Source organism: Streptomyces sp. CBMA123, from assembly GCF_014596465.1.
GTDB lineage: Bacteria > Actinomycetota > Actinomycetes > Streptomycetales > Streptomycetaceae > Kitasatospora.
In genome coordinates, this window is sequence record NZ_MECK01000490.1 from 32,172 (window position 1) to 45,413 (window position 13,242).

At 74.0% G+C, this 13,242-nt stretch carries 12 protein-coding genes and 1 pseudogene; 4 read left to right on the top strand and 9 right to left on the bottom strand.

What is annotated here, in order from left to right:
- Positions 1-186: 186 nt before the first annotated feature.
- The 6 genes and pseudogenes from mshC to BG452_RS35135 all read right to left on the bottom strand — a co-directional run bounded on the left by mshC (position 187) and on the right by BG452_RS35135 (position 5,943).
- The gene (gene mshC, locus BG452_RS35110; RefSeq protein ID WP_188308385.1) at positions 187-1,416 is read right to left on the bottom strand and encodes a cysteine--1-D-myo-inosityl 2-amino-2-deoxy-alpha-D-glucopyranoside ligase; all 1,230 of its coding nucleotides are present in this window, start codon (positions 1,414-1,416) and stop codon (positions 187-189) included.
- Between the two features lie 217 nt (positions 1,417-1,633).
- Positions 1,634-2,476 (bottom strand): carbohydrate-binding protein, encoded by an 843-nt coding sequence (locus BG452_RS35115; protein WP_188308400.1) that lies wholly within the window; start codon positions 2,474-2,476, stop codon positions 1,634-1,636.
- A gap of 285 nt (positions 2,477-2,761) precedes the next feature.
- A pseudogene (locus tag BG452_RS35120) lies at positions 2,762-3,568 on the bottom strand (AraC family transcriptional regulator); the annotation flags it as partial.
- Between the two features lie 76 nt (positions 3,569-3,644).
- Entirely contained in the window at positions 3,645-4,430 is a 786-nt protein-coding gene (locus BG452_RS35125) for an SCO1664 family protein (protein ID WP_317621377.1), read from the bottom strand.
- Between the two features lie 56 nt (positions 4,431-4,486).
- Complete coding sequence (locus BG452_RS35130; protein WP_188308387.1) at positions 4,487-5,053, bottom strand: DUF3090 domain-containing protein; 567 nt, start codon at positions 5,051-5,053, stop codon at positions 4,487-4,489.
- A 188-nt stretch (positions 5,054-5,241) separates the two neighbouring features.
- Positions 5,242-5,943 carry an MSMEG_4193 family putative phosphomutase gene (locus BG452_RS35135; protein WP_188308388.1) on the bottom strand — a complete coding sequence of 234 codons (702 nt, stop codon included), beginning with the start codon at positions 5,941-5,943 and terminating at the stop codon, positions 5,242-5,244.
- 138 nt (positions 5,944-6,081) lie between these two features.
- On the opposite strand from BG452_RS35135, the gene BG452_RS35140 reads away from it, so the two are divergent.
- Positions 6,082-7,071 carry a magnesium and cobalt transport protein CorA gene (locus BG452_RS35140; protein WP_188308389.1) on the top strand — a complete coding sequence of 330 codons (990 nt, stop codon included), beginning with the start codon at positions 6,082-6,084 and terminating at the stop codon, positions 7,069-7,071.
- Between the two features lie 42 nt (positions 7,072-7,113).
- Here BG452_RS35140 and BG452_RS35145 read toward each other — a convergent pair whose 3' ends face one another.
- Positions 7,114-8,160 (bottom strand): LLM class F420-dependent oxidoreductase, encoded by a 1,047-nt coding sequence (locus tag BG452_RS35145; protein ID WP_188308390.1) that lies wholly within the window; start codon positions 8,158-8,160, stop codon positions 7,114-7,116.
- 240 nt (positions 8,161-8,400) lie between these two features.
- On the opposite strand from BG452_RS35145, the gene BG452_RS35150 reads away from it, so the two are divergent.
- Positions 8,401-9,381, top strand: coding sequence for an aldo/keto reductase (locus tag BG452_RS35150; RefSeq protein ID WP_188308391.1), 981 nt, complete (start codon positions 8,401-8,403; stop codon positions 9,379-9,381).
- Between the two features lie 152 nt (positions 9,382-9,533).
- Positions 9,534-11,636: a helix-hairpin-helix domain-containing protein gene (locus BG452_RS35155; RefSeq protein WP_411293072.1), complete on the top strand. Its 2,103-nt coding sequence runs from the start codon at positions 9,534-9,536 to the stop codon at positions 11,634-11,636.
- A gap of 85 nt (positions 11,637-11,721) precedes the next feature.
- On the opposite strand, the gene BG452_RS35160 is transcribed toward BG452_RS35155, so the two are convergent.
- Positions 11,722-12,318 carry a hypothetical protein gene (locus BG452_RS35160; RefSeq protein WP_188308393.1) on the bottom strand — a complete coding sequence of 199 codons (597 nt, stop codon included), beginning with the start codon at positions 12,316-12,318 and terminating at the stop codon, positions 11,722-11,724.
- A 362-nt stretch (positions 12,319-12,680) separates the two neighbouring features.
- Here BG452_RS35160 and BG452_RS35165 point away from each other — a divergent pair, with 362 nt between their 5' ends.
- Positions 12,681-12,890 carry a DUF5703 family protein gene (locus BG452_RS35165; protein WP_188308401.1) on the top strand — a complete coding sequence of 70 codons (210 nt, stop codon included), beginning with the start codon at positions 12,681-12,683 and terminating at the stop codon, positions 12,888-12,890.
- 191 nt (positions 12,891-13,081) lie between these two features.
- On the opposite strand, the gene BG452_RS48245 is transcribed toward BG452_RS35165, so the two are convergent.
- Positions 13,082-13,242: LPXTG cell wall anchor domain-containing protein (locus BG452_RS48245; protein WP_188308394.1), on the bottom strand; the 161-nt coding region annotated here is incomplete at its 5' end.

The window sequence follows — 13,242 nt, forward strand, 5'->3', positions numbered from 1 at the left end:
CTCCTGCTCGGCCCTGAGCTCCCGGCCCCGCGAGTTCGTCCCCAGGGCCGGGCCGTCGGGGCTCGGGCGCTTGGGCGTGGGCTTCTGGGCTCGGGCGCTTGGGCTTGGGCTCGGGCTCGTGGGCCGGAACGCCGAAGGGGCGCCAGGACCGATGTCCTGGCGCCCCTTCGGCGTGTGGTGACGGGCCTACAGCGCGACGCCGAGCAGGGCGTCCACCGTCCGGGAGACCAGGCCGGGCGCGCCGATGTCGGTGCCGCCCTCGTTCTCCTGCCGGGCGGCCCAGCGGTCGACGGCGGCCAGCGCGGCGGGCGCGTCCAGGTCGTCCGCCAGCGCCGTGCGGACCTCGGCGAGCAGCTGCTCGGCGGCCGGGCCGTCCGGCCGGGAGACCGCGGCCCGCCAGCGGGCGAGGCGCTCGACGGCCTCGTCCAGGACGGCCTTGGTCCACTCCCAGTCGGAGCGGTAGTGGTGCGAGAGCAGCGCCAGGCGGATCGCCGCCGGGTCGACGCCCTCGCGGCGCAAGGCCGAGACGAAGACCAGGTTGCCGCGGGACTTGGACATCTTCTTGCCGTCCAGGGCGACCATGCCGGCGTGCACGTAGGCCTTGGCGTACGGCTGGGAGCCGGTGGCGACCTGGGCGTGCGAGGCGCCCATCTCGTGGTGCGGGAAGGACAGGTCGCTGCCGCCGCCCTGGATGTCGAAGGTCATGCCCAGGTACTGCAGCGCGATGGCCACGCACTCGATGTGCCAGCCGGGGCGGCCGTGGCCGAGCTCGGTGTCCCAGGCGGGCTCGCCCGGGCGGGCGGCCAGCCAGAGCAGGGCGTCCAGCGGGTTGCGCTTGCCGGGGCGGTCCGGGTCGCCGCCGCGCTCGGCGAAGACCGGGCGCATGGCCTCGCGGGTGAGGCCGGAGACCTCGCCGAAGTGCGGGTCGGCGTCGACCGAGAAGTAGATGTCCCCGTCGACCTTGTAGGCGGCGCCGGAGGCCAGCAGCTTCTGCACGATCGGGACGATCCACGGGATCGACTCGACGGCGCCGACGTAGTGGGCCGGCGGGAGCAGCCGCAGGGCGGTCATGTCCTCGCGGAACAGGGCCGTCTCGCGCTCGGCGAGGGCCACCCAGTCCTGGCCGGTCTCGACGGCGCGCTGGAGCAGCGGGTCGTCGACGTCGGTCACGTTCTGGATGTAGAGGACGTCGTGACCGGCGTCCTTCCAGACCCGCTGCACCAGGTCGAAGGCGTTGTAGGTGGCGGCGTGGCCCATGTGGGTCGCGTCGTAGGGCGTGATGCCGCAGACGTAGATCCGGCCGGTGCCGTCCTGCGGCACGACCTCGCGGACCGTGCCCGCTGCGGTGTCGAAGATACGAAGGGGGAGCCCCTGACCAGGCAGGGCGGGAACCTCGGAGGCGGGCCAGGCATGCATGGGATCGACCTTAACCTTGAGAACATTTGAAAGCCTAACCAGTAACGAAGATCGACTGGATTCGCTTCCTGTCGTTGCCTGGTCACTTCGCGACTGATAAAGCGCGTTCCGCTTCGGGCTTGTGGCTCGATCCGTTCAGTTGCGGACACGGGTGAGCGCCCGGTCGACCCTGCCGCCGACCGGGCGCCCGGCTCCCCGGGTGAAGCGGTCGGAGCCGCTACGACCGCTGCCAGAGGGCCGGTACGTTCGGCGGCTCCCAGCCCACCATGGCGGTGTGCGCCTGGAGGCAGACGTAGGAGGCGCCGGAGTAGGTGACGCGGTCGCCCGCGCGGTACGCCGTACCCGGACTCCAGCTGCCGCCCGGCGGCGTGGTGGGCCCGCCGGTCGGTCCGCCGGTCGGGGTGGCGGTGGCCGTCGGACTGGGGGTGCCCGGGGTCTGCGGCACGTCCAGCACGAAGTCGAAGGTGGCGTTCTCGCCGGAGCCGTTCTGCTGGACGTTCATCAGCAGCCGGGCGTCGTAGATGGTGTCGGTGTTGTTGCGCGGCTCGCCCGGAAAGTAGAGCTGGGTGGTCAGGATCGGGCGGCCGGGGGCCTGGAGCTTGACGTGCAGGTGCCGGGTGCGGCCCGGATAGAGGCCGGGGACGATGGTGTCCAGCCGGTAGGCGCCGTTGGTGTCGGTGAACTGGTGGCCGCGGAAGGTGTAGCCGACGTTGTCGTAGGTGCCGCCGTCGTCGGCCTGCCAGAAGTCCAGCAGCACACCGGAGACGGGTCGGCAGGCGCGGCCGAAGACGTAGCCGCTGACGGTCAGCCGGGTGCCCGGGCCGTCGTTCGCCATCGAGCTGCGCAGCGGGGAGTTCGGCTTGAAGTACGGGCCCTCGATCTGCTCGATGGTGGGGTCGTCGCCGTCGTGGCACTCGGGGGTCAGACCGGGGGTGCGGCCGGTGCCGGCCTGGTCCCGGGCCAGTGCGACCCCGCCGCCGATCAGCAGCGGCGCGGCCCCGAGGGCGGCGGCGGCCTTCAGGACGGTCTTGCGGCTGATCATGCCGTCGGACGGGGGCATGCGCCGTCTCCTTCCGGTGGGTTCTCCGTGGGGGTCTTCGTGCGGGTTCTTCGCGGGGGTTCTTCCGGGGGTGGGGGCGGCCCTTGCCATGGTGGGGGCATGACAAGGGCCGAACCGGCGGCCGTCCGCGCGCTGGACCGGCCGCCGGTGGCCAGAAGAGACGTTACGGACCGTCCGGCCGACGGCGATGGACATGATCCGGGGATCGTGGTGATTTCCGTCGACCCGGGACCGGAACTCCCCCGGAGTCATCCCGGTCTCCCGCCGGAAGAAGCGGCAGAAGTACGCCGGGTCCGCGAAACCCGCCTCCTTGGCGACCTGACGGATCGTCAAGTCCGTGCAGGCGAGCAGCCGTTTGGCCTCCAGGGTCTGCTGCCGGCGGATCAACCCGCCCGGGGTGCGGCCGGTGGCCTGCTTGACCAGGGTCTGCAAGTGCCCCGGGGAGACGCCGAGTTCCTGGGCGGTGGAGGCCACCGAGTGCCGCACCCCGCCCGGCCTGGCGATCAACCGGGTGAAGGCGGCGGCCAGTTCGGCCGGCCGGGCGGGCACCGCGGGCCGGTCGTCCGGGGTGCGGGCGCGCAGCGCCCGGACGATCAGGATGTGCAGACTGGCGCGCAGCACGCCCTGGTAGCCGGGCGCCCTGGTCAGGTACTCCTGCTCCATGTCGGCGAGCAACCCGCCGATGGCGCCGGCCTGTTCGCCGAGCACGATGCCGGGGCGGGTGGCCAGGGCGCGCAGCGCGGCGAGGTCCTGCGGGTGCCCCAGCAGGAAGTCCTCGTTGAACAGGACGACCCGGCCGGCCAGCCCTTCGGCGTCCGCCCAGTGGTGCACCTGGCCGGGCGTGATCACGCACAACTGCGGTGGCGCCAGCGGCCGGTGGACCAGGTCCAGGACATGGGCGCCGTGGCCGCCGGTGACCTGGACGATCTCGTAGAACGAGTGGCGGTGGGGGAAGTTGGCGCGGGAGAGCGGGCCGATCGCGTCGAAACTTCCGATGGCGAAGGGCAGTAGGTGGGGCAGCGGGACCTGCAGGCGGTGCAACGGCAGGTCCGGCGCGGATCGGGGGGTGGGGGTGGTCCGTCGCACGTCCATCGGAGCAGTGTGCGACCTGTTCCGCCGACTGGTCCAGACCACCGGCCGGTAACCCCGCCGACGCGCCCGGGTGGGGTCAGACCGGCGGCCAGGGGATCGCGGGCCAGTCCGAGGACGGCAGCGGATGCCGGCCCGAATCCCGCAGCCCGGCCACCCGGGCGCGGGTGGCGTCCAGTTCGGCGCCGGTCAGGTGCGGGGCGAGGCGCTCGGCCAGTTCCCCGTCCAACTGCCCGGCCAGCCGGGCCAGCACCTCCAGCGCCTCCGCGGGCAGCGGGTCGCCCGCCCAGCCCCAGAGCAGGGTGCGCAGCTTGCCCTCGGTGTTGAAGGTGACGCCGTGGTCGATCCCGTACACCCGGCCGTCGGCGGCGGGGATCAGATGACCGCCCTTGCGGTCGGCGTTGTTGAGCACCGCGTCCAGCACCGCGAGCCGGCGCAGCCGCCGGTCGTCGTGGTGCACCAGCAGCGCGGTGCGCCCGCCCTCCACCTCGGCCCGGACGATCGGCAGCCAGCCCTCCTCCGGGCCCGCCGGGTCCTGCAGCGCCAGCAGCGGCTCGGCCCGCGGATCCGGCTCGACCCACAGCTGGACCATGCCGGGCCCGTGCGGCCCCTCGCGCAGCAGGGTGGGCGGGATCAGCTCCCAGCCGGTCGCCGCGGACAGCTCGTACGCGGCGACCTCGCGGCCGGCCAGCGTGCCGTCCGGGAAGTCCCACAGCGGGCGTTCGCCGGCCACCGGCTTGTAGACGGCCTGGGCGCTCAGCGAACCGTGCTCGACGGTGCAGTACAGCGCGGCGTTGGAGGCCTCGGTGAGGCGGCCGTGCACGGTCAGCCTGCCCTGGCGCAGCAGCGCGAGGGCGGTGGGCACGTCGGCGGCGAGGGCGGCGGCCGCCGCCGGGTCGGCCTGCGGCGGGGTCTCGGTGTTCAGCGCCGGTAGCCGTTCGCGCGCGGGCACAGGTGGCCCTCCGGGTCCAGCGGCAGGTTGCAGAACGGGCAGGGCTTGCGGCCGGCCGCGACCAGGTCCAGGGCGCGCTTGGCGAACACCCGGGCCATCGCGCCGGACAGCCGCACCCGCAGCATGTCGGGGCCGTTCTCGTCGTCCTGGAAGACCGCCTCCTCGGCGTCCTCCTCCTCGTCCTCCACCAGCGCCTGGGCCTCGACCACCAGGCAGGCGTCCGCGCTGTCCCAGGCCAGCGCCATGGTGCCGACCCGGAACTCCTGCTCCAGCGGGAGGTCCAGCGGGGCGGTGTCCAGCAGGTCCTTGGGGGCGGCGGCCGGGATGGCGGCGTCACCGCCGCTGCGCCGCAGCGCCTCGTCCAGGACCTCCTCGATCCGCTCCGCGAGCGCGGCGACCTGGTTCTTCTCCAGCAGCACGCTGGTGATCCGGCCCCGGGCGCTGGCCTGCAGGTAGAACGCCCGGGCGCCGGGTTGACCGACGGTGCCGGCCACGAACCGTTCGGGCTGGTCGTAGAAGAAGACCTGACGGGACACGCGCTAGCTCCGGATCGGGTTGTCCAACTGGGCAGGTGGTCGAACTGCGGGGCACTCAGACGGGGAACTCATCAGCCACCCTACGACCTCCGGGCCCCGGCCGGGGAGCCGAGCGGGGGCCGCGGGCGGGGTGGCACCCGCGGGCCCGGGGCGTGCCGCTCCAGGCCGTACCCCTCGGGCGGTGCCGGTCAGGCCGTGCCGCCGACCACCGCGTCGCCGACCGGAGTGGCCGGGGCGGCGGAGGCGGCGGAGGGCTTGGGCGCCAGCGAGGAGAGGTCTCCGGTGTCGCCCATCCTGAGCACGAAGGGCCGCTGCGGGGTGTAGCGGATCGCGGTGACGGAGCAGGGCTCGACACTGATCCGCTGGAAGTGGTCCAGGTGCAGGCCGAGGGCGTCGGCCACCACCGCCTTGATCACGTCCCCGTGCGAACAGGCCACCCAGACCGCGTCCTCACCGTGCTCGGCGGCGATCTCGGCGTTCCACTCCCGGACCGCACCGACCGTACGGTGGCTCAGCTCGCGCAGCGACTCACCGCCCGGGAAGGCCGCCGCGGCGGCGTGGTCCTGCACCGTGCGCCAGAGCGGCTCCTTCGCCAGCTCGGCCAGCGGGCGGCCGGTCCACTCGCCGTAGTGGCACTCCCCCAGCCGCTCGTCCTCGGCCGGCGCGCCCAGCTCCGGGCGGACGGCGAGCAGCGGCTCCAGCGTCTGCCGGCAGCGCTCCAGCGGGCTGCTGACGGCCCGCACCAGCGGGACCCCGGCCAGCCGGCCGGCCAGCGCGGCGGCCTGTGCGCGCCCGGTGTCGTCCAGGTCCACGCCGGGGGTCCAACCGGCCAGGATTCCGGCGGTGTTCGCGGTCGAGCGGCCGTGGCGGACGAGCAGCAGGGTGGGCATGGGGCTCAGCCTACGGCCTCCGGGCCCCGCCGTGGGACGGTCGGGTGCCCCGCTTCGGGGCGGCTCCGGGGCTGCTCCGGCCGCTCGGGCCGACGCCGCCGACCCGGCTCCCGGTCCCCCGGTCGCGCCCGGGGGACAATGGCCCGCATGATCGTCCACTGCGCCGCATACCAGGACGGCCGCCGGCTGGGGGCCTCCGAGGACCTGACCGACTCGCTCACCGCCGCCCGCGGGGCCGGCCCGGGGGCCTTCGTCTGGATAGGCCTCTTCGAACCCACCACCGAGGAACTCGACCGGGTCGGCAAGGAGTTCGCGCTGCACCCGCTGGCCGTCGAGGACGCCGTCAGCGCCCACCAGCGCCCGAAGGTCGAGGCCTACCAGGGCTCGCTGTTCGTCACCCTCAAGACCCTCGGCCACCACGCCGACAGCCACGCCGTCACCAGCGGCGAGGTGATGGTCTTCCTCGGCCCGGACTTCGTGATGACCGTCCGGCACGGCGCGGACACCCCGCTCAGCGGCCTGCGGGCCCGGCTGGAGCAGCAGCCCGAACTGCTGCGCTACGGGCCGAGTTCGGTACTGCACTCGGTCTGCGACACCGTGGTGGACGGCTACGTCGAGGTGGCCACCGCCCTGCAGGCGGACCTGGACGAACTGGAGGCGGACGTCTTCGCCCCCGGCCGGATCGGCCGCGACACCGCCGGGCGGATCTACGGCTGCAAGCGCCAGGTGATGACCGTCCGCCGCGCCACCGTTCCGCTGCTGGAACCGATGCTGCGGCTGGAGCGCGGCGCCCCCTTCGTCCAACCCGAGACCGCCCCCTACCTGCGGGACGTCGCCGACCACCTGGCCCGGGTGAACGACCAGGTGGACGGCATGGACCGGCTGCTCTCCGACATCCTGGGCGCCAACCTGGCGCAGGTGAGCGTCCAGCAGAACAACGACATGCGGAAGATCTCGGCCTGGGCGGCGCTGGCCGCCGTACCGACCATGATCGCGGGCGTGTACGGGATGAACTTCGACGTGATGCCCGAACTGCACGAGCCGTGGGGGTACCCGGCGGTGCTGTCGCTGATGGCACTGGTCTGCGTGGTGCTGCACCGGGTGTTCAAGCGGCACGACTGGCTGTAGTGCCGCCCGGACCCCGGTCGGTGCCCACGCGGGGTGCGGGACCTATCCGAGGCCGGCCCGCTCCAGCGCCTCGACGCCGGTGCGCAGCGCCTGGACCCGCTCGTCCAGGGTGAAACCGGACGGAGCCAGGGTGAGCGTGGTGACGCCCGCGTCGGCGTAGGCCTGCATCCGGTCGGCGATCCGGGCGGTGTCGCCGATCAGCGAGGTGGCGTCGATCAGGTCGTGCGGGACGGCGGCCGCGGCGCCCGCGTAGTCCTTGGCCAGGTACTTCTCCTGGATCTCGTCGGCCGCCTGCTCGTAACCCATGCGCCGGGTCAGCTGGTTGTAGAAGTTCTTCTCCTTGCTGCCCATGCCGCCGATGTAGAGCGCGGCGTAGGAGCGCAGGCCGTCGACCGCGGCCTTGGTGTCCTCGCCGACCGCGATGTTCACGGTGGGGCAGAGGTCGAAGCCGTCCAGCGTCTTCCCGGCCTTGGCGCGGCCCGCCGTCAGGGCGTCCAGGGAGAGCGCCGCGTGCTCGGGCGAGAAGAAGATGCCCAGCCAGCCGTCGGCGATCTCGCCGGTCAGCTCCAGGTTCTTCGGGCCGATCGCGGCGATGTACAGCGGGATGTGCTCGCGCACCGGGTGCACGGTCAGCTTGATCGGCTTGCCCGGGCCGCCGGGCAGCGGCAGGGTCCAGTGCGCGCCCTCGTGCACCAGGCGCTCGCGGGACATCGCCTTGCGGACGATCTCCACGTACTCGCGGGTGCGGGCCAGCGGCTTGTCGAACTTCACGCCGTACCAGCCCTCGGAGACCTGCGGACCGGAGACGCCGAGGCCCAGCCGGAAGCGACCGCCGGAGAGGGTGTCCAGGGTCGCGGCGGTCATCGCGGTCATCGCCGGGGTGCGGGCCGGGATCTGGAAGATGGCCGAACCGACGTCGATCCGCTCGGTCTTCGCGGCGACGAAGCTCAGCACGGTCGCGGCGTCCGAGCCGTACGCCTCCGCCGCCCAGCAGACCGAGTAGCCGAGCCGGTCCGCCTCCTGGGCCACCGCGATGTTGTCGGCGTCCATGCCGAGTCCCCAGTAGCCGAGGTTGATGCCGAGTCGCATGTGCCGAACCTTCCAGTCGGGTGGGCTTGGTGGCGAGGGTAGCCGCGCACGCACAGGTCATGCTACTGACGGGTAGTGGTGGCTTGGGTCACACCGGCCCCGTTGATCGTTCTGCGGGTCTGCACCCCTGCCCGGGTACCGGCCGCTACGCTCAGCCGACGTGGGGAGCACACTCCTCACCTGCGCGTTTGCCGGTGGTACCGGGCCACCGGTACCACCGGCCAGTGGAGGGCCCGTCCGATGGAAAAACGTCACCTCGGCCGCACCGGCCTGCAGGTCTCCCGCCTCGGTCTCGGCACCATGACCTGGGGCCGCGACACCGACGAACACGAGGCCGCCGAGCAGCTCAAGGAGTTCGTCGACGCCGGCGGCAACCTGGTCGACACCGCCGACGTGTACGCCGACGGCGGCGCCGAGTACCTGATCTCCCGCCTCACCGACAGCCTCATCCCCCGCTCCGAGCTGGTCATCGCCACCAAGGCAGGCAGCGTCCCCGAGTCCACCCGCCGCTTCGACGGCTCCCGCGGCCACCTGCTCGCCGCCCTGGACGACTCGCTGCGCCGGCTCGGCACCGACTACGTCGACCTGTGGCAGGTCCACGCCTTCGACCCGACCACCCCGGTCGAGGAGACCCTCAGCGCCCTCGACATCGCCGTCGCCTCCGGCCGCGCCCGCTACGCCGCGGTCTGCGACTTCAGCGGCTGGCAGCTCGCCAAGGCCGCCACCTGGCAGCGCGCCCACCACGACCGGATGCCGCTGGCCGGGGCGCAGCTGGAGTACTCGCTGCTGCAGCGCGGCATCGAACGCGAGGCGCTGCCCGCCGCACTGGACGCCGGGGTCGGGATCCTGGCGGGCTCGCCACTCGGCCGCGGGGTGCTCACCGGCAAGTACCGGCACGGCGTCCCGCAGGACTCGCGCGGCGCCTCGCCCTACCTGTCCGGATTCGTCCAGCCCTACCTCGGCGAGCGCTCCCGACGGATCGTCGACGCCGTCGCCACCGCCGCCGACGGGCTCGCCAGCAGCCCGCTCGCGGTCGCGCTCGCCTGGGTCCGGGACCGGCCCGGAGTGGCGAGCGCACTGGTCGGGGCACGCACGGTGGCACAGTTGCAGGCGGCACTGTCAGTGGAGGCGCTTACGCTTCCGGGTGAGATCCGCGGCGCGCTGGACGACATCTCGTCGCCGGTGCACCGCTACCCGGACCAGGGGTGGACCGAGCTGTAGGCCCCTGGACCGGGTCGTCGACAGAACGTGCAGTGGAGTGACCTTTGGAGCGGACGACGATGAGTGACACGGGGAACGGCGCTCCGGAGGAGACTGCGGCTCCGCCCGCCGACCAGGCGGCGATCGCGGAGATCGTGGCGCGGATCCGCCAGATCGAGCGGCAGGGGGCGAGCCCGGGGGCGCATCGGCTCGGGCCTTCCGGGCCGAAGGGTTCCGAGGCTCGGGATTCCGAGACGCGGGATTCCGAGCCTCGGGGTACAGAGGCGCGGGGTACAGAGCCCGAGCCCGCCGCAGCGGCTCCTCCGGGGCCCCGCCAGGCCGCCCCGGCCTCGCAGGCTGCCCGGGCCGCCCAGGCCGTTCGGCCCGAGGAGCCGAGCGGCGACGCGCTCCGGCAGACCGCCGAGGTGCTGACCGCCGGTGGCGCCCCCGCCGAGCTGGCCGCCGCCGCGGTGACCGAGTTCGGCGACGACGCGGCCGCGCGGCTGCGCGACGACCCGTGGGCCGTCCTCGGCCTGCCCGGCGTACGCCCCGAGAACGCGGACCACTTCGCCCGCGGGCTGCTCGGCGCCTCGGCCGCCCCGGACGACCCGCGCCGGGCCCAGGCGCTGGTGGTCTGGCTGCTGGAACAGGCGGCGCTGCGCGGGCACTCGGCCCAGGAGCTGACCGAGGTGGCCGACGGACTCGAACGGCTCCGGATGCCGGAACCGGCCGCCGCGATCCAGCACGCCGTCGCGGACGGGCGGGTGCTGCCGTTCCAGGAGGAGCTGAGCGGCCCCGAGGCGCAGACGACCGGCGGCGACGAGGACGAGGCGCCGACGCGGACGCTGCTCGCGCTGGAGGGACTGGCGATGGCGGAGGACAGCCTCGCCGAGAAGCTGCTCCAGCTGATGGCCACCTTCGTGCCGGGCGAGGACGCCGAGCCGGGGGACGCCGAGCCGGAGGGCGTTGAGCCGGAGGCTGCTGAGGTCACGGAGTCGGAGTCGGATTCGGTATCGGAGCCGGAGGCCGAGCCGGAGTCGGAGGCGGGGGAGTCCGCCGCCGTTCCCGCCGAGGCCGTGCCCGTCTCCCCCGGCCCCGCCGCCTGGGAGGCCGCCGCCGCGGCCGTGCCGTCCTCCTCCGCGGCCGCCCTGGTCCGGGCCGTCGCCGACAGCGCCCTGGTGCTGCACACCGGCGGTGAGGCGGCCCGCGCCGAACCGGCCGCGCTGCTCGCCGCCGCCGGTGGGCTCGGGCTGCGGGCCTGGGCCGCCACCTGGACCGACCAGGGCAAGGAGTCCTTCGACGCCCTCAGCGAGGCCGAGACCCCGGTGGTCACCCTGGCCGAGCTGCTGTCCGGTACGGCGGGCCCCGGTCACGCGGCCGACGGCTCGCTCGCCCTGGACCTCCTCGTCGTACTGGACGCGCCGCTGCTGGACGTCGAACTGGCCGCCACCGTCCTGGAGTCGCTCGCCGACGGCACCCGGCTGGTGCTCAGCGGGGACCCTGGTCAGCTCTGGTCGGCCGCCCCCGGCCGGTTCTTCGCGGACCTGCTGGCCGCCAAGGTCTGCCCGGCGGTCGCCTCCCGCACCCCGGACTTCGGCCCGATCGGCGAGCTGGTCTCCGGGGTCGGCATCGGCGAGCTCCAGCCGGTCGAGGCGCCGGACAAGGAGGTGGTCATCCTGACCGCCAAGGACGGCGGCGAGGCCGTCCACCGCGCCGTGCAGCTGCTCACCGACTCCATCCCGCGCGCGCTCGGCATCCCCGCCGAGCAGGTGGTGCTGCTCACCCCGGGCCACGGTGGCCCGGCCGGTACCCGGGCGCTGAACGCCGCCGCGAAGGCCCGGCTGAACCCCGGCCCCGGCCGGTTCGGCGGTTTCGACCCGGGTGACCGGGTGGTGGAGTCCCCCGCGCCCGGCATCACCCGCCCGGCCCGGGTGCTGGACGGCGACGCCACCGGCCTGCACCTGGAGTACTCGGACGGCTCGCGCCGGACCGTCCCGCCCGCCGAGGCCGGCCGGTTGCGGCACGGCTGGGCACTGACCGTCCACCAGGCGCTGGGCCGTCGCTGGCCCGCCGCCGTGGTCGTGCTCCCGGAGGACGCCGGGCCGGCGCTCTCCCGGCAGTGGGTGTACACCGCCTTCGGGCGGGGCGAGCGGCACCTGTCCGTGGTCCACGCGGCGGGCCCGGCGCTCGCCCAGGCCGTCGCCGAGCGCCCGGCGCAGCCGCGCACCACCCGGCTGCGGGCGGTCCTCGCGGAGAACGCGGTCTCCGCTCACTGATCCGCCGGCTCCGCCGGTCGACCGGCTGACGCGCGAAGGGCGGGCCCGGAGTTCCCGGACCCGCCCTTCGCGCGTTCGTCCGATGTCAGTCGTCGGGGTCCTCGTCGTAGACCTCGCTCACGTCGAACCGGCAGATCAGCAGCTGCGGGTCGGCGTGTTCGAAGGGCTCCGGCAGCCACTCCCCCGGCTCGGTCGGCTCGGCCGCCGCGACCCAGAGCGTCGAGTCCGCCTCCTCCAGGCCGAACTCCTCGCTGCGGGCGGCGATCTCGTCCGGCTCGTACTCGCCGAACAGCACGCCGATCGCCGAGTTGACGCCGCCGGCGCCGCCCGGGGTCAGCGACTCGTCGAGCCGTTCGGCCTGCGCGCGCAGCCGCTTGGGGTCCACCACGTGGTAGTCGCGGCGGATCAGCACGCTGATCGCCTCGGGCTGTTCCGGGCCGTGGTAGCCGCCCGGTCCCTCGTCGCCCGGGATCTCGAAGGGCGTGACCTCGTCGTAGACCTCGTAGAGGAGCTGGTCATAGGCGATGGCCGCCGTCGCGAGCTGCTCGTAGGCAGCCGACACGGCGGGATCATCAGCTGCGTTGGGGCTTGACACCGCTTCCAGATGACGGTCGATGGCGGCCTTGACCGCCTCAGCGGCGGCGCGTACCTCGGCAATGGTGGGCTGCGCGGCATCAGACATGGTGCAGACGCTATCTCCCCGCGGCGCCGGTACGCACAGCGGTTGTCACCTACACCCGCGATTTCACCGCAACTTCCCCCCTGATGTCCGATTCGGTACGTTCTGCCCCCGGCAGAACCGGCGTGGAGCGGGCGCAGAGGGCGCACAGCCGGTCCGGCGGGGCCGTCCAGGTGCCGCTTCGTGCGCCGGGATCGGGATATCCCCTCCACAGTGGCAACAGAACTGATGCGCTGTCAGGCGAGTGTCCGGGGCACCGGCCGCCGAACCGCCGCACCGGGACGGGAGGTCGGCCGGAAATACCCGGGCCGACTGTCCGGGGCAGGCCGTAGGCTTGCGCGCAGGTGATCCTCAGGAGGAGCGTTTTGACCCCACCGAAGCCGGTCCGGCAGTCGGAGTACGAGTACCAGTCGCTGCGCATGCCGCGCGGCACCACGCGCAACGCGGCCCGCCAACTGCTCACCGAGCACGCCGAGTACGGGCACTGGGAGCTCGACCGGCTGAGGCTGTTCCCCGACGGCAGTCGGACGGTCCGGCTGAAGCGGCGGATCATCCGGCAGGTCCGGAGCTGGTGACGGGCGGGGGCGCCTCGTCCTGAGCGGAATGCGCGCCGAGCCCTGACGCGCCTACGACCGCCCGGCATCGGGCGGTCGTAGGCGCGTCGTTTCGTCGGCGGGTGACTGCGCCCCGCCGACGGGGGCAGCCGAGCGGTCGGGGGCTCAGCGGGCGGCAAGGCTCAGTCGGCGGAACGGCTGGACGGGAGGGCTCAGCGGGCGCCGGCGCGGGCGCGGCGGTAGAGCACGCCGCCACCGATCAGCAGCGCGAGCCCGGCGGCTCCGAGCATCTCGACGTCACCGGCGCCGGTGTGGGCGAGCTCGCCGCCCGCGGCGACGCTCTGCGCGGCGGGGGCGGCCGGGGCACTGGTGC